This window comes from Mucilaginibacter myungsuensis (assembly GCF_015222005.1).
In the GTDB taxonomy this organism is placed as follows: Bacteria; Bacteroidota; Bacteroidia; order Sphingobacteriales; family Sphingobacteriaceae; genus Mucilaginibacter; species Mucilaginibacter myungsuensis.
The window spans coordinates 23438-44263 of sequence record NZ_JADFFL010000014.1; the positions used below are offsets into that span (position 1 = coordinate 23438).

The following is a 20826-nucleotide window of genomic DNA, read 5'->3' on the forward strand; positions in this document are numbered from 1 at the left end:
GTTTTTTGCAAGGTGCAAATTGCGTAAAATTTTGCTTAATGCACAAATTTTTGAAACCATCGCAAGTGCCTCCAAAATATATTTGCCCGTCTCCAACTAAAGTCTTAATATCGTGAACACGATCAATTACAACCTACAGAACATGACCTTTAAAAACACCTTTATCAAACTGAGCGCAATGGGCGCTTTAGCACTCACCATACAAGCTTGCAGCAGGCCATCGGCTCCGGGTATCTATAAAGATGACCAGATACAGTCGGGCGTGCGTAAAACTTTGCATAGCTTGCAGGATGAGTTATTGTCGGCCCTCAAAACCGACGACCGGCACGCGCAGGAGCTGCTGATGAGTCAGGAATTTATTGATGATGTGCGGATGCGTGTAAAAGTATGTTCGGAAGCTACCATCCGGATGAAAAAGGCAGATTACAGTCTATTCAGGGAGTACTATATCGTACGCGATACCGTGGGTGATACTACCACCATTAAAGACCGTACCAGCGGCATTAACAACTACGATCTTAAAGTGCCCACACTGGCCAGGGAAATGTACGTCGCTCAATTTATCGCTAAAAAGTCGCCGCTTACATGGATGATCACGGCTACTTACCATAAACTTGATTACGGCTGGAAGATAGACGACATGGAGATAACGCCTTATTCAGAGAACCACCGTACGGCGCCCGAGCAGATCGCGTTCGCGCAAAAAATGCTGGACAAAAAATACTACCTGGATGCCAATAACGCTATGGTAGGTGCCATGAATGATCTTTACCCGTCTAACCGCTGGATGTACGAAAAGCATGACGACATCAGCAAAATGGCCGACCTTACCCGTGCCGAGATATCTGCTAACCTGCCGCTCCCGATCACTGTTAAACAACTACCATCCGAACCACTGATCTGGCGTATCACTATCCAATACGATAAAGAGGGTACTTTCCCTAACATCAATTACGTTAGCAAGACCAACCTGCTTGATACCACGGCACTAAAAAAAGAGAACGCGGAATTCGGCAAGATCATTGGCGAAGTATTCGAGGGTGTTGATAAGGATAAGAAATATATTTTCTATACCATTTACAACAAACAACTTTCAGGGCCGAACAAAGGCAAGGTCGACATCCGCGACCACTTCGATATCAGGCAAACCTTGCAATAGGATCTAAGTTTTAAGGACAGAAGCCACCCGGCTATTCTGTCCTTAAACTTTTTATCGGGTTCACTATAGCAGCCTTCATGGCCTGGTAACTCACCGTCAATAAGGCGATCAGCATGATACCCAGACCTGATATCGCAAAGATCAGCCAACCGGCATCTATCCGGTAAGCAAAATCCTGCAACCATTTTGATGCGCCCCAGTAAGCTATTGGAAAGGCGACCAGCAATGCCACTAAGATCAGCTTTAAAAAATCTACCGACAGCATGGCCGTAATGCCTGCAACCGACGCACCAAACACTTTACGGATACCGATCTCTTTAGTACGCTGAGCGGCAGCAAAAGCACTCAAAGCAAATATGCCCATCAAAGCGATCACTATAGATACCGACGACAGCATGATGGTGATCTTACCAAAACGTTCGTATTTATCTAACAGTTTAGCAAACTCCTGATCAAGCCACGAGTAGCGCAGCGGATAATTAGGTTCGATGGTCTTCCAATAGCTTTCGATAGCAGCTGCGGTATTAGCGGCGTTTCGTCCGTCTATCTTTACCAAAATAGCCTGGTAATTCCCGAACATGCCTTTTTCAACAGCAACCGCGTAACTCTCCGGACCGATCTTAGCGTTATAACCTGCAATATGGTTATCGTTAACAACACCTATCACATTGTAGTCCCTATTCATCACCGTGAATTTTTGTCCGATAGGGTCTTTGTAGCCCATCAGTTTGGCGGCGGTCTGGTTGATAACAATAGCACTCACTGTGTCGGTCACCCTGCTTGCGTCAAAGTCGCGGCCCGATAGCATTTTCATACCCAGCACTTTAAAATAGTCGAAGTGGATGTAACTGAACCCCATGCCGATGGTGCGGTTATTGGAGGTAGCCTCGGCACCCTGAACATTAGATGGTGTGCCCGGATAAATGTCCGTTACCGATGTTGCCTTAACGCCCGGGATCTGCATCAATTGGCTTTTAATAAGATCTATCTTTTGCCCAGGCTTGTAAGCATCCGTTAAAGCGTAATCATGCGGGTGCAATACCATTATTTGTTGTGTATTAAACCCGGGATCTTTAGTATTCATGTAGTTCAGCTGCTTGTAAACAACCACCATGCCGATGACGAAACAAGCCGATATCCCGAACTGCAACACCACCAAACTATTGCGCAACAGTCTTCCTTTAACATTCTTGGTGATCTCGCCTTTCAGCACCTTCACAGGGCGGAAAGAGGACAGCACAAATGCCGGATAAGCACCCGATATCATGGTGACCACCAACAATATGCCGAACAGTTGCGCCGCGAACAACAAGTTGCGCATAGGCAGCAACCTATCGATAAACGATAACTGCATCGAAAAACTTGAATTGATCAGGAAGATGACCAATCGCGAAAGCAACAAGGCAATGAGCATGGCCACCAAACATTGTATAAAAGCTTCGGCCAAAAACTGCATGGTCAGTTGGCGGCGGCCTGCTCCCATTACCTTACGCATGCCGGCCTCTTTGGCGCGTTTGCCGGCACGGGCGATGCTTAGATTGGTGTAGTTGATACAAGCCAGCAACAGAACCATCACCGCAGCGATAGCAAAAAATGTTACCGGTGTGCCGTTGCCTGTCTTAGTATTCAATAATGGATGATTTTCGGGCGAGTCGCTGTAAGAACCTGCTCGCGGGTCCAGGTGGATACCTTGTACAGCTTCAAAATAAACTTCTTCGATAGATCGTCCGCCGTTCTTTTTTAACCACTCGCTGGGGTTGCTGCCCGGCGCTGCCAATTTGGGATCATTAGGAGCAGCCATACCGTAATTATAGGCGGCGGTCTCGCTTACCAAAATATTCTTGGCCCGCTGACTTAAAGCTGCTGTCGATGTGCCCGGCTTAAGCAAAGCATAAGTAAAGAATACACCTGCGTTCCAGTTGGCCGATGACCTTGAATTGGACATACAAACGTTAAACTCCAGGTGCGATGGCCCGGTCGGTTCAAAAACACCGGTTATGGAGTAAACGTTTCCGGCGTTGTAGGTTAAAGTTTTGCCTACAGGATCAACATCACCAAACAGTTTGTGGCTGGTCTCTAAATTAATGATCACCTTATCCGGCCCGACCAATGCTGATGTGGCACTGCCATACACCATTTTGTAGGGGAATACGGTCAGCAACGCGCTATCTGCCGATATCACTTTATTGGTATATATCTGTTTATCATTAGCGCTGATCAAGCCTTCGTGCTGATCACGTATGCGTACGATCGCCTCTATCTCGGGGCAATTGGCCATCAACTTAGGCGCCAATGGTGGTGGTGACCACATAGTGCGCTCGGCTTTATCCGCCCCCCAGGATTGGGCTACATCAATACGGTAAACCCTTTCCAGTTGCTTATGCCATTTATCAAAGCCGGTCTCGTAATTAACGTAAACCAGCGCTACAATAAATGCAGCAAGGCCAAAAGCCAATCCGGCAATATTAAGGATGGTATAGCCGCTGTTGCGTTGTACATTACGCCAGGCAATGGTGAAGTAATTTTTAAGCATGATAAGCAGTTAAAGTTGATGTGATCACTAACAGGTATGATATAAAAAGGATGCCATCGATATATAAATTTGATATACAACAAGTTATACAAAATTCAATCAAACTATCTGTTCGGTTTTGATACAGGCCATGTTCGGTATCGCCCTGCACTAACATCCCGCATAAAAGCTATCTTACCGTTATGAAAAAGCACCTGCTGTTGGTCATCCTTTTCTTTGTCGGCCTTGGTATATCAGCCATCAACCCTCACGACTATTTTACCTAGTTCCTGGAGGTATTCCCGGCTGTATTGGGCTTTGTTGCCTTGATATTTACCTACAAACGTTTTCAGTTCACCTATTTTACTTACGTGATGATATTACTACATTGTTACGTGTTGTTCATTGGTGGGCACTACACGTACGCCGAGGTGCCGGCCTTCGACTGGATCAGGGATACTTTTCATCAGTCGCGCAATAATTATGATAAGGTGGGCCATTTTTTTCAGGGCTTTGTACCGGCACTCATCATACGCGAGTTATTGGTCCGTTTGCAGGTCGTCAGCAAAAGGAACTGGCTTGCTTTCCTCACGGTTTGCGTGTGCTGTACCATCAGTGTGTTTTACGAGTTTCTGGAGTGGGGAGTATCGGTAGCGTCAGGTTCATCCGGCGATTCTTTTTTAGGCACCCAAGGTTACGTTTGGGACACACAGTCGGATATGCTGATGGCGACTATCGGGGCTGCGTTCATGGTGATATTTTTAGCCAGCTATCAAGACGAACAGATAAAAAAAGATCATAGTTAAACCATCTACGCCGCATAAAGTCTGAAAAATCGAAACCAATATCATACATATGAAAGCACTTAAATACCTTACTATCATAGGGATCCTTATTTCAAGCGTCGCCATTAACACAGCCTCAGCGCAAGATAAAGACGCCAAGGCCATGATGAAAGAAAGTACACCCGAGCAACGCGCAAAACTACAGACGGGCATGATGAAGACCAAACTGCGATTGGATAGCGCCACGGTTACCAAGGTGCAGGCTATCAACCTTAAGTACGCTCAAAAGTTAGATCCGGTAATGAAGGGCGACGGTCGTAAATTAAAAATGATACGCGAGGCAATGTCGATCCAGAAAGAAAAAGACGCCGAGCTAAAAACGGCATTAAGTAAAGATCAATATCAAGCCTACGAGAAAATGAAGGACGATATGCGCGACAAGATAAAAGAATTCCGCTCACAGAATTAATGAACTGCCTATTTGACCATTCAAATATGAAAAACCTGATCTTTACCATTGCTATTTCAATTGCAGGATGCCTTTCGGCATCGGCACAAAACTTCTCTAAAGTTGATGCCTGGCTAGACAAAAACGCAGCTGAAATGGGCGGCAGGCTGATGCTGGTGATTGCCCAAGACGGTAAGATCGTTCATCAATACAGCGTACACGAAATGGACGCGCGGCAAAAGATGGCCGCCAAACTTATTGCCCGCCGTGCTAACCGCGGGGCCGGTACCGAAGAATACACACTATCAACGCGTCAACCCATAGCCAGTTGCAGCAAATGGTTAAGTGCCGCGCTGACGATGACCTTTGTTGACGAAGGCAAACTTAAGCTTACCGATACTGTCGGCAAATTCATCCCCGCCTTATCAAAAAGCGGCAAGGGCAAGATCACGATCAGTCAATGCCTGTCGCACATGACAGGTGTTGATGCACCATCGTTGAAGGAGTCACTGGAAGAAAAACGTAACAACACATCGATGGATGATGCTATGGACGACATAGCCAAAATGCCTATGGAAGGCGAACCGGGTAAAGTGTTCCATTACAGCAATGTTGGTTTACAGATAGCAGGCGCTGTGATCGAAAAAATAACGGGAAAAACTTTTCAGGAATTATTTGCCGAGCGCATAACCAAACCATTGCAGATGAAAGGCACGGATTGGGGCAGCGCAAAGGTGGCGCTACCAGCCGGCGGGGCATTAAGTACACCGCAGGATTACAGTAATTTCCTCACCATGATCTTGAACAAAGGCACGTTCAACGGCAAGCGTATTTTAAACGAGGCCAGCGTTGCCCAAATGCAGGTGAACCGCGTTACGCCGGATGTAAAGGTGGCCTACTCCCCTGCCGAAGCAGGCGGACTAGGTTATGGCTTTGGCGAATGGATGATGGGTGGCGGAACAGTAAGTAGCCCGGGCCTGTTCGGCAGTTTTCCGTGGGTGAATAATGACAAGAATTATTCGGGCTTTCTGATGGCATTCTATATCAATAGTAAAGGCCGCGGTGAGCGCTACCGAGAGTTGAAGCAGCTGGTTGATGAGGCTTTGGCTAAGTGAGAATATTTGTCTTGTTACAAATAAAAACTAATGGTTAATTTATTACATTTCATATTAGTTAGACCTGCACTATTACTTTGCCAGGCAATACACAAAGAATGATCTCATACAGCGAACTGCAATAGCGCGTTCCGAACGCCAAATTCATCTACCATCTTCCTGTTGTTCTCATTGAAAAACTGTGAACGATATCCCTTCAAAGATATGACTGCATTCCCAAAACTGCGCTATCACACAACCTGATCACCCACCAAATCTATAAAAAAACCATCTGTGTACAAGTGCCATCCCGGGAAATATAGTAAACAAAAAACCCCGGTCGGTACATCGGCCGGGGTTTGATATGCTTACAGCAGTTAATACTATCTGTACAAGGCAAACTCTGATAACTGAATTGCATCGTTACCAAATGCCCCACCAGGGAATCTTAAACGATACATGGTAACTGCTTGCTGATTCTGAACAGGTATAGGATAATACCATTTACGGAAATAACGACCAGGACTTGATGATGTGCCTTCGGCGGTGATACCAGCATCTCTGGCTTTAGAATAGAATCCAGCGCCGTTATTTTGGTAATCTAATTGTACCCAAGTTATACCATCGTTAGACCCGTCCAAATACCATTCCCTCGGGTCGCGAGAGTCTCCGGAATCGTTAGCATTTGCTATCATGTAAAGGTTGACTTTTACCGGAGCGTCGTAAATAATGGTAAACTCCCATTTGTTGATCGAAGTACCTCTACTATAAACACCAAACTTGGAACCCACGTTGTTATCAAGTAACTTGCTTGAACCCTCGCCGCTTGTAGCGCCGCTGGCGTGCTCGTAAAAAGTTTTATACTCTTTACGCTTAGGTGTGATATCTTCTGCGATACCCTCGGTTGTTACACCACGTGTAATAGTTGTAACCGAGCCCTTTGTAGTGGTAAGGGTGATAGTTATAGTATTAAAGGTACCGGCAAAATACTTTCTTGTCGGCGCACTTGTACCATCAGTATAAGTAAAAGTTTCACTTTTAGCACCAACCTGTGTGCCACCCGGTGGTGTGTAAGCTACGTCGTCAAACTTCCAAACCATTGTTTTTACAGGTGCGTTAACCTTAATGTCAAATTTAAGCGTCGCCTCGCTATTAACAAACGAAGTGCGGGTGCTGGTTACTTTTATGATCGAATCCGGAACAATGTTAAGATCCACAAGCTTCCTGGTAGTAGCATTAGTATTGCTGAATGCCTTAAGATCGACGGTGTATTTACCCGTCCTTAAATAAGTATGCGTTGGGTCTGTAACAGTTTTTAATGTATCATCACCAAAACGCCACTCTAACTTAGTGAAGTTAGTAGATTTGTTTTTGAACGTGAACGAAAAATAATCTGCAGGATCACGTGTGATATCGTAATCTGTTATCGGATTATTAACAACCGGATCCACATATGGGGTGTCGACCTGTTTCTTACAAGATACCGCAGTACCTAATAAGAACAGTAGAGCCATTGGTTTTAGTAGTCTTCTCATAACTAAGTTTATCAATTGGGGTTACTCTATAATGTTATTAGCTTTTACGTGTAAAGATGAATCCTCTAAAGTCAGGATCACCACCTGTAAAGGCCATCTTAATAATATGTCTTCCGGCAGGAAGATTAACCGTACTTAAATGTGGCTGTTGGTTGCCATGCGCACCAGTATTAAAATTTGCGCCGGTAGTTCCTGTAGTACCAGGATTTACTGTAATAAATGTCTGCACAAGCGGAATATTGTCAATAGATACGACATAACGTCCATTAGCGTTACTTGCACCCAATAGGGCATTCATCTCGTATCGACCAGCTTGCTCAATATTCACGCTGTAGGTAAGGTACTCACTACCACCGCCTGTCCAACCAACTACTGTACGAGGAGAATACTCACCCGGAACGTCAACGTAATCAGGAGCTCTCCAGCCACCGTCACCATCTTTAGTATTGTTGTCGCTATAAGCTACACCTTGTCCGCCAAAGTCATAATAAGCAGCGTAGATCGGATCAGATACTGCACCTATAGCGCCTTTGATCAGGAACGGAACGCCATAGTATGGCCTAAAGAAGTTATTATCGATAGTAACATAAATGGTACTTACCCTTGTAGTAGTTACCAAGAATTTGCTTGGGTTAGTTAATCTGAAAGCCAATGTTGGCATTTTAAGCGTAGGTGCACCCGAAGCCGGCTGCGTACCCAACAATGTACTGATCCTTAAGTTAAAGGTTAAGTAAGCGATATTGGAAGTTGAGTTAAAGTTCACTTTAACCAAATTACCGGTCAAACCGCTAACTCTTGAGTCAGGATACAATTGCGAATTAGCCAATAAACCTGAGTTAATGTACTTGGTAACACTATCCGGAGATGAAACCGCGTCAACGGTCATATCAGCAGCTTCGCCTTGCAATGCTACAGGGACGTTCACGGTGATGAACTCCGAACCTCTAACGTAGTTAGCAGTGCTTGCAGTAACATCAAACACCTTTGAGGCACCAACGAAGGCAACTTCGTGAATAGCAGCAGGATCAATGATCTCTCCGGTATTTATAGTAACCACGATCGAACCTTTTGCTGCAGCAATAGAATTGCCTTTATCAGGAGCGCTTGTTTTTACACCTAACGCCAATGTTTTACCAAAATTCTGCTCCAGGAATGAACGGCTTACAAGTACGTTAAACGTATGGCTTGTTACTCCTATCGGAACGTTAATTGTATTAGGAACAGTTACGTTATTAACTGATAATGGAACTGTGGTAGGAGGCAATACACCATCAGCGATCATCTTATTGACAGTATCGACAAAAGCCGCTTTTAAAGTGAATGCCCTTGATGTTGAACCAGAGAACTTAAGCGTTACAGGGATAATAGCCTCTGAACCGTTAAGCGTGTAGCTACTACCTTTTTTTATTTCTAATTTGGGATCCATCGAGATGCTTACAGGAGGATAACCCTCTTTAGACATTACATCCGCAAGTTTCTCCTGCTTACATGATGAAGCAAGAAGCACAGCAGCTACCAAACCAACTTGCAAGCGAGTAAATATTTTTTTCATTTTAATTCTTGAGGTTTATATATACTATACGGGAGTAAATATGGGACGGTTTACTACGCCGCCCCATATTTAACATTTTAGTTAGCGATCCAAACTTTACCGGTCAGGCCCCAAGAAGCTTGACGAGCTAAGTTCAACCAGCTTAATATCTGTACCGGAATATCGGTATTTTTAGGCACTTGCAAGGCAAAGTTAACAGAAGGAGGAGAACACATCAGGTCATTAGAGAATGACTCCCATGTGTAACCACCGGCAAGGGTCATATCCATACCGCCGCCAAAGCCGCCGGTTACGTCCCTAAGCCTGTTACCTGAACCTTCATTACATGGCCAGTAACCTAATAATTGGCTGTAATAAGGGTGGCTGGCATCAATAGTTTGATCGCAAGCGAATTGTGTAACAACAGCATCAGGTAATGCAACGTTAAATATCTTCAATTCTTTGATCTCCACGTCGATCTTACCTAACGAGCCATTGATCTCGCCCGGGGTGTAACCCATACGTAAAGCAGATTTATTATCAAAATTAGGTAAGCCAGGCATTGCATACTCTACCCTTGAAGGGTTAGCGATGCTACCATTATAATTAGTAAATGCCATAACACCGTCTGTATACAAGCGCAGGTATTTTCTATTATCAGCTTTTACCTCTACAACAGCGGTAAGATCGTGCCAGGTATCGCCAGAAAACTCTAAACCGGCCGGCTCTTTACCATTGAACTCGATCTGAGTAGTGTTACCGCCATACAAGAATCTCCATCTATTCTGAAACAAGCAAAAATCCCAGCCTGCACCAGCCTCAGCCCTGTCACCCCATCCTGTAAAAGGAGTACCAGGTGTACCTTGTGCGCCGCGTTTTCCTAAGAAACCAGACCACTCGTAGAAATATTCGCCACGAGATACGTTACTTGGGTTACGGTGTTTTTTAACCTTTACAGATATAGTGAAACTACGTGTTGTGCCAAAGTTGAATATATCCGACTCATTGGCACCGTTAGTTGCACCCGGGATGGGCGCGGTGCTTGTTGTGGCTACAGCCTTTTGCGGATCGCCTAAAAAGCGTGGGGCTCTACCAGCGTAAATGTTACCCACAAATGGTTTAGCTACGAAAGTAGTTTTGAACGCCGGATTATAGATAATAGTGAACGTGTTGTTAGCCGCAACGCTAAATACGGTCTTATCGTCCTGATTTGCAGGCAATGTATAAGCACCACCTTTATTAGATGCAATTATCACCATCCAGTTCTCATTATCATACGTCGGTCTTTTTTTCAGAGCATCGAGTATCTCGCCAACCTGCGTATCAAATGTTGTGATAGCAGCGGCATAAGCAGGGAAAGAATTGTCGAAACCTGATGCAAGACCAGCCGTTTGAATACCTTTGAACTCACCTACAATGATGCTTGCAGTATCGGCCTTCAAGAAATCGACCATACGGGTCTTAACTTCTGCGTCAGTAGCAAAGCTTTCTGATACATCGGTACCACCGGTCAATTTATCCTTGAACGATGCCGAAGATGAAAATGCCGCGATACGCATTTGGTTTCTGATCGATTTGATACGTTCGAATATCGAAGGGAAATCGTTAAGCCTGTTTCCGGCAAAATCTTCGCTAAGTACGTTATGTTTATCCTTAGACACACCGGTGATCATATCTGCCCAGGTGGTGGCATTGGTACCGTTGCCGTCTGACAGGCCATTCCATGAATAGATAGCGTTAGGCAATAAAGATTTAATTACCGGGGTAGCTCCGTCCCTCACCGAAGTTCCACGGGCACCATCTGCGATAATATAAAGCACTTTAGGGACTTTGTATGAGATGGTCGGATTAGGTGGCGAGTTAGGGACAACCTTATCAAAGCCACGGTTACAGGCTGTTGATAAAGCTATTGCAAAAACACATACACCAAGTAATTTGGCTTTGAAATTTTTCATGTTCTCTTATAGTTTTAATTGGTTCGTTTATTGATAATACGAAGTATTTTAAAATACCGTTTACTCGATCGTAATTCTCACGATGTTATTTCTTGGTTTACTATCAAATAAAGAGAAACCACCCATTAACAATAAAGCACGTTTGTTATCTGCAGATCTTGTTTCGTAAATATCAGAGAGCGATCCTGTAAAGTTACCTGTGTTGTTATAACCTTCGGCAAGAGCGCCGGTAGCGTTCAAGAACATAAACCCGTTCCGTGCAACACCACCATAGGTACGGAAAAAGCCGCTTACAACAGCTAAGCCGTCATCCAATAACTTTACATGGTTTGCAAAACCGCCTTCAAATCCTTTAGCTGTAAAGCTTTCATCAACCGAACCATCATAGTTCAACAAAACTAAGCCCGGTGCAGGTTTACCATTAAAAGTATTAAAGATACCACAAACCAAATACTTATTACGAGCGGCGTTGTAGCTAACAAAAGATATGGTATTGTTTGCACCGGTACCGATATTAAACGTGTTATCTAAACCACCCTCTGCAGTTAACCTCGCTATACGATTTGCATCAACGTTATCAAACTTCACAAAATTTCCCCAGCAAACCAATTTACCATCAGTATGCATTAAAGAAACAAAGTTACCGTTAGGACCGATCAAGCTACGACCTGGTCTGCCGCGATAACCGGCAGCATTAGGGTCAAACCTCCAGGTTTTATCCAGCGTTCCGTCGATGTTGATACGGGCAAGCATCGTTACCTGGGTAGAGTCAATGATCGTACTATCTTTATAGTCGTACGTATTGGCTTTATAATCGCGGTTAACGTAGTAGTTAAAGTTACCTGTAACGATCATCTTATCGGCACCTACAGGGTAAATGCGGGTAACCAAACCGCCGGTAACACCACCGTTAAATGAAGGCACATATTTAGTAGCCAATTTGTAAGTGATCACCTGAGTGGTATCTATAACCCCCGAAGTATTGATCCTGGTGATACGGCTGATATTAGATTGCTGAGCATAACCACTGATAGCACCTGCAATGTAATAGTATGGACCTATACGGGTCATATCATACAATGCAGCATTAGCACCGCCGCCGCTCAGGAATGAACGATCCCATGCACCGTCTGCAGATACACGTGTAAGACGACGGATAGGCTTGATAATATTCTTATTATCATAATTGTTAAAGTCACCCAACAAGATCAGGTTCGTGCTTGAAGGTACCGCGTACGCTTTCAGCACCGGCCCATCTGTACCAATTGTGGTTGCAAAAGTAGGATCCAGGTTTACTTTACCTTGTACAGTAAACAAAGGACCGAATACCAACTGGCCACCTACAACAAATGAGGTGATACCTGTACTGGCCAAGGCCGGAACAGTTACCGTGATGTTGGTAGCAGTAGCATTCTTGATAACAGCTTCGACACCGTTAAACAAAAATTTCAGTTCCTTTTTCTCGTAATAAGGCATAAGTCCGGTAGCGGTAATAGTTACATCCGTTCCAGGCAAACCAGCCTCAGGAACAGCAATCTGCTGCTGGTCGCTCACAATGCCCAAAGGCGGTTTACCGCCCGCATATGGATTTGGGAACTCCGTCTGCTGCTTTTTACAGCTACTTGTTGCCAGCCCTGCAAGGACGATCATTAAAGCAGTATATTTAAATTTCATAACTTTTTGTTTATATATTGATCAACTTTTCCAATATCTTATCTTTCCGTCTGCTAATTATTTGGATAAAATAACATCCCTATCAAACTCATCACTCATCCCAAATTTATTAGATCCGAGTTCATCAAGTCTGACACCGCCAATACCATTTCCAATATATACGGCTAACACGTGCACCACACCATTAGATGGCTGAATATCTGAAGTGGCCACAGCTGCACTAAAATACCTGTTAGGGTTTGAAGGGTCAAATATCCTTGATATAGATAATTGACGGTAACCTGCATATCTTACACCGTTAGCATCATTGTAAACAACACCGATATTTGCCAGGTCACTGTTATACATGTAGTAATAACCGCCCGGATACAATTGTCTCAGATCAAAATCCAACTGAGGATAATCCTTCAGTAACGACTTGCCTTTAACAACATACTTTAGTAAATACCTTCTCCATAACTCCGGCGAAACATCAGCCAGAGTTTTGATAGTGTCTTTATTAGCGTTAAATAATAGTTGATTTAGTTTATTTCTCAGCGCAGGGATGGTTGAATTCACCTGCCCGATATCACGCCTGATCACCTCGTCGGTCGGTGCAAAAAAAGTGATCTCTTCTTTAGAGAAAACATCTTCTAAACCAGCCAGTTTAACGATCTGAGCGATGGTATCAAATTTAGGATTAGACTGTAGATACTGCAACACTGTACCATTGTAAACAGGGTTGGCCACACCACCATCTAAATAATATTTGTCCTTGGCGCACGATGTCGCCATGATCAGCACTACTGCGAAAACGAGTACTGGCGAAATATATTGTTTAATAGTATTTTTCATTGTTCGATTTTCTATTAATTAAAGACCAGTACCTCTCCAATAAGCGTTCAGAGTCATAAAAGGATTATTCTGCAAAGAGCTTTCACTTATAGGCCAAGTCCATGCACCGCGGCCAAATTTATCCGCAGTAAGCGGGTTGTCAGCATAGGTTTTGCTTAAGATCCTTTTAGTCCTAACCAAGTCCGGGTAACGGGCACCTTCACCCATCAATTCTTTTTGGCGCTCATAGAATATCGCTTCTTTGATGTTGTTGTCGGCACTGCTTGGATACTGAGTTGCATTAGCACGTGAACGTACAACATTCAATACGTCGGCGGCAATCGTCTCATTTCCCAACTCAGCTAATGCTTCGGCTCTCAATAAGATCGCGTCAGCATATCTGAAGATAAGGAAAGTGTTGTCCGGGTTACCGGTCAGGCTTGGGTTACTTGCATCAAGAAATGAGTTACCTGCAAATTTCTTTAACTGGAAGGTCTCCGCATTTTGATCAAATGGCGCATCGAACCAGATAGTTAACCTGTCATCTCTTCTGTCAGCATAGATCCTGTTCATGTAGTCAGCAGTCAATACGCAAGGGCTTGTGCGGTTATCATACTCAGGTAACTTGTAAGGGAAGTGAATAAAAGCCTCACCAAATGGTGCCAGGTTAAATACCTGAGCGAATGCATTACCTTGTTGTGAGTTATAGTTTACAGTGGTAAATAACTCGAACAAACTTTCTTCTGAACGACCTTTTGTTACAGTAGCCCACTCGGTCAATGGCAATAAACGGAACGCGTTACTTGTCATGAGCTCGAGACCCAAAGCATCAGTTTCCTGATAGTACTTGTTTTTATTGGCCGGATCAAAACCTGCGTTCCACATGTTCATGTTCATCATCAAACCGATGATAGCACCGCGACAAGCCCTAACACCTCTTAAAGATGGGTTGCTTACGCTCATTTCCATATCGTTTTTGCACGCCCTTAACTCGGCAAGGCAATTGTTGATCACAACAACCATATCGGTACGTGGCAGTGGGTCTTTTTGGAAAGCCGCAGTGTAGTATACTACATCGCCATAAAGCCTAACCATAAAGAAGTAGCAAAAGCAACGGATAAATTTAGCCTCGGCTATATAAGATGCAGTTTGAGTTGCATTTAATCCGGGCACACCCTCCTGCAGTTTGCTGATCAAAAGATTAGCTTGCTGAATTACTCTGTAGTATGCATTCCAGCTCTGCAATGACCCGAAGTTATTTGGGTTAGGAGAGTTGGTTACTGGGTCGGTACCGCCCATCGCGTCCAATAACCTACGATCGTTAACAGTGGTTAACGGGATAGATTGAAGGCCTTGAGTAACACCAGAGTTAGCGATCCGCCTGGTGTGACCACCTAAGGCTGCAACGTCCACACGTACCACACGGGCACCACTACCATTTTGGGCAGGGATAGCCTCGCCGCTACGGAACTCGCCCATAGCGCCTGCGGTATTAGTAGTAACATACTTGTCAAACAAAGAACCGTACATATCGGTGATATTGTTCTCAACGTCTTCTCTCGAAGCGTAGAAGTTGTTCCCGGTCAACTGGTTGATCGGGATGATATTCAGAAATTTCTTACAGCTGGTCTGCGACACACTTATCACTATCACCAGGCAAATAATTATCTTTTTCATGTCTTATATATATATGATCTGAATTAGAATGTAACGTTGAAACCCAAAGTATAACTACGAGGGATCGGATAACCGCTCGAGATATCTTTACCCACTTGGGTCACGTTCTCAGGGTTCGGGCCTGAATACGGTGAAAATATCGCTACGTTGTTACCAGATATGTATGTTCTAATGTTGCTCAATCCTAAACGTTTTACAAGGTTCTTATCAAAATTATAAGAAAGCGTTATTTGATTTATCTTAAAATAGCTACCACTCTCTTGCCATAAGGTCTGATCCTTCCTGAAGTTAGCCATGTAAGACTCGTGCGCATAGTTGTAAACGTTGGCATATTGTGCCGTCGCGTCGCCCGGGCCGTTCCAAACTCTCAGGTTTCCTGCAGGAGGTACGGCATTTGTGCCATAAGGGTTGCTTAACAATAACATTCTATCTGCTAAAGCGTTGTTCAAGATAGAACGCACCGCTGTGTAAGACGAATAAATATTAAGGTTGAACGGACCATATATCCAGGTGTTAGAGAAACCACCGGTAACCAATGGTTGGGTGTTACCACCTACTTGTCTGTCCCTTGCATCGATCACGTAGTCGCCGTTGGCATCAAGTAACTTAGCGTCACCACCCTGGTAAGATGATAAAATGTTGTTAGCACTTGCGTTACGTAACCTTAAACCGGTAACCGGATCTACAGGCACATCGGCGGTGGTAGAGTAAACACCATTGTTTTGGTATAAGTAGTTAGATAAAGCGTTACGTCCAACACGTTTAGCGATGAACTGACCTGCCAGGTTAGGGTTACCCGGGTCATCCAGCTCAATGAACTGGCCATTGAATTGGGCCGGCAACTTGGTCAATACGTCATAGTTCAATGCACCGTTCACTTGTACCGTCCATGTCAACTTGCCACTCTTGATCACACGGCTGGTGATCGATAACTCGTGACCGTAGTTAACAAACGCTGCATCGTTACTTTGATAGCTTCCAAATGCCAGTGTGTTATCCAAACCGGTCAGGAACAACTCGCTGGTGATGTTCTTGTAATAAGTGTCATACACCACCTCGATCAAACCATTCTTGATACCAAAGTCGACATCAAAGTTATACTGTACCTGGTTCTTTGGTTTCAATAAAGGGTTCGGGATCCTGCCGAAATCTATACCAACACGAGGCTGGTTGTTGTAGAAACCGGTTGGGACATAACGACCATAAATATCGACCAATAAACCTACAGGCTGAATGGTTTGACCACCAGTTAAACGTAAGTCGGCGTAATCTAACCATTTCCAGTTCTCGGCAAAAGCCTCCTTGTTAATGTTCCACTTTAAACCTAATGAAGGGTTACGTGTGAAAGGATTCTCCTGACCGCTTGACGAGTTACCGTCTATACGGTAAGTGAACTCGGCGATGTACTTCTTGTCATAGTCGTAAGTGAAAGCTGCCGCTACTGAAGCCGACTTTAAGTCGAAGAAGCTTTGCAATACACCACCACCACGCGAAAGGTTACCGTCATATCCAAGCGGACCTTCGAACTGGTCGTTAGGGGTACGCTCGATACGGGTAGAGCTTTGTTGTTGTTTACGTACGTAGATCTCGTCAAAAACGTTAAGGAAGAAGTTGTGTTTACTTAAAGATTTGATGTACGAGATGTTATTCCTATTGTAAAGTACAGATGTATATCCATAAAAATTGTATATCTGGGCAAACTGCGCGTTAGCTGCCGATGGTAAAAATCTATCTTGTGTTTCTGTTGTATAATCGTAACTACTTTGCGTCGACAAGTTTAAGTTAGGGATCAACTCGTAGTTAGCGTTTACGTTGGTAGCGATCATTTTCGGACCCGATGTTTCGCGAATATTCAGTGATGATAACACGTCGCTGGTTGCAAGTAAGAATGACGGACCAGGCAATAAAGTAGACCTGTTACCGCTGTCACCTACTATACGTTGTAACACACCAGTACCCGAACCTGACCTGTTCCTACCTAACGCTGTACGTACCTGACCAAAGAAACCTAATCTTGTAGTAGGTTTGTACTGCATGTTCATGTTCATACTGTAGTTATCGAAACCGGTATTTTCAACGATACCATTCTCACCCAGGTACTTCAAGTTAACTTTATAGTTAAAACGATCATCACCACCGTCAAGATTTAAGTTGTGGGTCATGTTAAACCTGGTGCTGTAGAAAATGTCCTGCCAGTTAGTTGAGTTGTTATAGAACGCGTTCAAACTGTCTGTAAGGAAGGGCGTATTGGTGATCCTATACCTATCGTCGCCCAAACCATATTGTTGGATCTGACCGATCTTGAAAGAACGCTCACTAACACCACCTAAGGTCTCGCGCAATTTCGGAACGTCGCGCAATACGTAGTTGGACGTATACAAGATACGAGGGATCTTTGACCTACCCCTTACTGTTGTAATCAAAATAACACCATAAGCACCACGCGAACCGTAAAGTGAAGTAGCCGAAGCGTCCTTCAAGATCTCCATACTGGCGATATCCTCTTGCGGGATCAACGACAGCGGGCTCACACCCGGGCCTTGTTGGTCAAAACCCTGGTCAGCTGCTTTATCAGCGTCCAATGGTACACCGTCAATTACATATAAAGGAGAGGTTGGCTGTAAGAATGTCGCATCACCGGTACCGGTGGTAGCGATCGTAGAAAGACCACGAATGTTTACCGAACCACGCTGACCGGGAGCACCCGTGTTGTTCTGGATGTTCAAACCTGCAACCTTACCTTGAAGCAATTGCTCAACGTTAGATACCGGGTTATCCTGAACCTCTTTAGCGGTGATGATGGTAGATGCACCGGCTGTTTGCTCACGTGTACGCCTAACATAACCACGCACCACCGTTTCTTTCATCTGCGTACCGGCCCCCTCTTTTAACTGAACGTCTATCGTTAGCTGACCAGGTTTAAGCGTGAACTCCTGCTCGGCATAACCAAGCGATTTGAACGATATTTTTTCCCCTTCGCCCATAGTAACGGTATACCTGCCATCTGGACCGGTAGCTGTAATTGGCTTACCGGCTACCGAAACGGTAGCACCCGGCAACGGAAATTTCGCAACGGCGTCTGTAACAGTACCTTTTACAGTCACCCTTTTAACTTGCGCCATCAAATTCGTGCATACGAGTATGCAGCTAAAAAATATTAATGGCCAAATAATTTGTTTTCTCATTATTTTAACTTTTAGCTTAAGGTTTATTAATCGTTATCAAACTTAGGGTTGACTGTTTTGAAATGGAATACTATCTCCCAGTTGCCCTTCTCAAAGATTTTAAAATCCTGAGACAGGGTGGCAGTCTCTCTTACGTTACCGAAACCGATACGTGAATAAGAGAACTCAACGTGTGCCCTATCGCCACCAGAGTAGTTTGTTGGGCCACCTGTAGTGTATTTAGTAGGTATCCTTGCCAATGGGATCGGATAAGCTACGTTATACTCTACGTATTCTGCAGTTTGAGTGTAACCTAACGCAGTACCGGCAGCGTTAAATCCATGCACTTGCTGGATCCATTTAGTTTGATTGAATTTGCCTGGGTTGATCGGCAACGAGTCCCTGTTCAGGAACTTGAACCTTAGCGTATGACCGTTCGGATCTGGATCAAACTTTCTGATATATACATAAACTAAGCCTTTAGCAGCATTACGCGGATCATCCATTGGCTGGTTGGTGCTCTCGCCTTTAAAGCCAGTCAAACCACTTGGATAGTTAAATATCCTGGTACGGCCGCCCGGAGTTGTGGTATTAGGTTTACCGGTGATCTGGTTGTAATCATCAGCCGGCTCATACGGAACATCGATCCTTGGCTCAATGGTCAAGTTCTGGATAACCCTGGTACCACCGCTGTTAGATATCTTAACATCGATATACCTAACGTTCTGAGGATAAGAGATAGAGTCTTTAGGCCTTATGATATCCCTGGTAGCTGTGTACCAGAAAATAAGATCGCCGGATGGTCTTAATTCCAACATCGGGTGGTTCTCTAACTTACGTTTAGCTTCTATCTCAGCCAAACTTGTCTCTAAGCCGGTATATTCTGACTGCCAAACCAAAGTTGGTTTAACCGCCAGCATATCACTTGCATTTCTACCATCGCCAAAACGAGGGTTACGTATCTCAAACTTCATCGGCATAGAAGAGCCGTTAGGTTGAAAGATATTGGTATATAAGTTGGTACGACCCAATATTGGATCAAACGTCTTACGAGTGTAATCAGCTTGTGTACTCAGGTACTCTTTCTCGTCGGTCAGGTTGTATAATTTCCTGCAACCTGAGGCAACAAAGACCGTCGCCATCAGTACCAGAGCACCATATTTTATCTTGTTTTGCATAACATTTATAATGTTTAAAATTCCTGATCAGTTATTATTCTGTCCTGTAGTTCATGGTCCACTCAGATATCTGGAACAGCGTACCGTTACCAGCGCCACCTAATTGTAAGATAATGATCCTATAACCGGCATAAGCTCTGGTATTGGTAAAATCAAAGATCTTTTGCTGATAGTTAGTGGTCCATTCCTGATCCTGACGAGTATCTAAAACTACCCAAGCAGCAGTTTTTGCATTAGCCGGGTTAGCATCTAAGGTGCCTTCTAAACGGAATGCTTTAGGGTCACGCTCACGATACAGTTTAGAGTCGTTAGCGGTGGTCATGGTGTATGAGTTAACTATACGGGGATCTGATACAAGTAATTTTGTTACCTCGTCAACTTTACGTGGATACCAGTACATCTGTGTTTGGTTACTGTTAACATTAAAGTTACAGATGAACTTGGTCAACACAGAATTGTCGCGGGCCTTAGCAAAGGTCTCACCTGATGATACACGACCGTCAAACTCGTTAGTATCATTCCACAACGGGAAGAAGTTATCGGTAACAACATTGAAGATACTCGGCGGAGGGGGGATCAAAGTTAACCTTGAAATGAACTCCTGGAAACCGAACACGTGATCCGGACGAAGTAGATGCACGATACCATTTTTTGTACCGATGTTAACCGAAGTGGTAGTAGCTTTCTCCCAACGTTGTACGAATAAACTGCGTTTAGTATTAGAGAACTGGATGATCTCTACACCACCACCTTGAAAACCTTCAGCATCAGCAAAGATACGTAGGCCATGCATTGGGTAATTACCACGCACACTGCGGATAGTTTGACCATCGCCTATCGCAAAGTCAGTAGAAACATATTTGTTTTTGATGATATAGCGAGATATCATAGTATCCAGATGCGCACTATCGCGGATAGCTTTGTTACGGGCAACACCTGCGGGGTAGCCGGCACGGCCGTTAGCGATATCTTTTAAATACACCGCTCCTTTACCTTGAGCACGTCGCGCAGAGTTTAAGTTTGCGATAGCTAACTGAAAACTTGCGTTTGACGGTGCAAATAACGTAACGGTACTATCGGTCAATGTTTTTTGCAAACCGAATCTATCGATCAGAAATAACAAAGAGTCATAAACACCAGGTTTACTTTTCAGATAGTTGTAAGTATCTGCATTGGTGTTTGTAACAACTAAAGGAATGTTATGAAACCCGCTCTCCTTTTTACATCCCACCGCTAATATTGCAGCAAACAGTATAGCTACTATGTATTTGCTGAATAAAATTGTTCTTTTCATTTTCTTT

14 protein-coding genes are annotated in these 20826 nt (G+C 44.1%); 4 read left to right on the top strand and 10 right to left on the bottom strand.

Annotated features, from left to right (window positions below):
- The first annotated feature begins 112 nt into the window (after nucleotides 1-112).
- Nucleotides 113-1159 (top strand): hypothetical protein, encoded by a 1047-nt coding sequence (locus IRJ16_RS22290; RefSeq protein WP_194114117.1) that lies wholly within the window; start codon nucleotides 113-115, stop codon nucleotides 1157-1159.
- A 31-nt stretch (nucleotides 1160-1190) separates the two neighbouring features.
- Here the strand turns inward: IRJ16_RS22290 and IRJ16_RS22295 are convergent, their stop codons facing one another.
- The gene (locus IRJ16_RS22295) at nucleotides 1191-3692 is read right to left on the bottom strand and encodes an ABC transporter permease (protein WP_194114119.1); all 2502 of its coding nucleotides are present in this window, start codon (nucleotides 3690-3692) and stop codon (nucleotides 1191-1193) included.
- 290 nt (nucleotides 3693-3982) lie between these two features.
- Between IRJ16_RS22295 and IRJ16_RS22300 the strand changes: the two genes are divergently transcribed.
- From IRJ16_RS22300 to IRJ16_RS22310, 3 genes are read left to right on the top strand one after another with little or no spacing between them, the layout of a single operon-like run.
- Entirely contained in the window at nucleotides 3983-4477 is a 495-nt protein-coding gene (locus IRJ16_RS22300; protein ID WP_228080425.1) for a DUF2238 domain-containing protein, read from the top strand.
- Between the two features lie 49 nt (nucleotides 4478-4526).
- Nucleotides 4527-4925, top strand: coding sequence for a hypothetical protein (locus tag IRJ16_RS22305; RefSeq protein ID WP_194114121.1), 399 nt, complete (start codon nucleotides 4527-4529; stop codon nucleotides 4923-4925).
- A 26-nt stretch (nucleotides 4926-4951) separates the two neighbouring features.
- Nucleotides 4952-6019: a serine hydrolase domain-containing protein gene (locus IRJ16_RS22310; protein ID WP_194114123.1), complete on the top strand. Its 1068-nt coding sequence runs from the start codon at nucleotides 4952-4954 to the stop codon at nucleotides 6017-6019.
- Between the two features lie 362 nt (nucleotides 6020-6381).
- On the opposite strand, the gene IRJ16_RS22315 is transcribed toward IRJ16_RS22310, so the two are convergent.
- From IRJ16_RS22315 to IRJ16_RS22355, 9 genes are all read right to left on the bottom strand, one after another.
- On the bottom strand, nucleotides 6382-7533 hold the full coding sequence (locus IRJ16_RS22315; RefSeq protein ID WP_194114124.1) for a PKD domain-containing protein: 1152 nt from the start codon (nucleotides 7531-7533) through the stop codon (nucleotides 6382-6384).
- 37 nt (nucleotides 7534-7570) lie between these two features.
- Nucleotides 7571-9085, bottom strand: coding sequence for a carbohydrate-binding protein (locus tag IRJ16_RS22320; RefSeq protein WP_194114126.1), 1515 nt, complete (start codon nucleotides 9083-9085; stop codon nucleotides 7571-7573).
- A 77-nt stretch (nucleotides 9086-9162) separates the two neighbouring features.
- A complete protein-coding gene (locus IRJ16_RS22325; protein ID WP_194114128.1) occupies nucleotides 9163-11019 on the bottom strand; it encodes a DUF4983 domain-containing protein in 1857 nt (618 codons plus the stop codon).
- Nucleotides 11020-11079: 60 nt separating this feature from the next.
- On the bottom strand, nucleotides 11080-12693 hold the full coding sequence (locus IRJ16_RS22330; RefSeq protein WP_194114130.1) for a DUF5008 domain-containing protein: 1614 nt from the start codon (nucleotides 12691-12693) through the stop codon (nucleotides 11080-11082).
- 57 nt (nucleotides 12694-12750) lie between these two features.
- Nucleotides 12751-13527 carry a fasciclin domain-containing protein gene (locus IRJ16_RS22335; RefSeq protein WP_194114131.1) on the bottom strand — a complete coding sequence of 259 codons (777 nt, stop codon included), beginning with the start codon at nucleotides 13525-13527 and terminating at the stop codon, nucleotides 12751-12753.
- Nucleotides 13528-13545: 18 nt separating this feature from the next.
- Nucleotides 13546-15183 carry a RagB/SusD family nutrient uptake outer membrane protein gene (locus IRJ16_RS22340; protein ID WP_194114132.1) on the bottom strand — a complete coding sequence of 546 codons (1638 nt, stop codon included), beginning with the start codon at nucleotides 15181-15183 and terminating at the stop codon, nucleotides 13546-13548.
- Nucleotides 15184-15206: 23 nt separating this feature from the next.
- Nucleotides 15207-18305, bottom strand: coding sequence for a SusC/RagA family TonB-linked outer membrane protein (locus tag IRJ16_RS22345; RefSeq protein ID WP_228080427.1), 3099 nt, complete (start codon nucleotides 18303-18305; stop codon nucleotides 15207-15209).
- An 89-nt stretch (nucleotides 18306-18394) separates the two neighbouring features.
- Nucleotides 18395-19525: a DUF5007 domain-containing protein gene (locus IRJ16_RS22350; RefSeq protein WP_194114135.1), complete on the bottom strand. Its 1131-nt coding sequence runs from the start codon at nucleotides 19523-19525 to the stop codon at nucleotides 18395-18397.
- Nucleotides 19526-19559: 34 nt separating this feature from the next.
- Nucleotides 19560-20819, bottom strand: coding sequence for a fasciclin domain-containing protein (locus IRJ16_RS22355; RefSeq protein ID WP_194114137.1), 1260 nt, complete (start codon nucleotides 20817-20819; stop codon nucleotides 19560-19562).
- Between the last annotated feature and the right edge of the window lie 7 nt (nucleotides 20820-20826).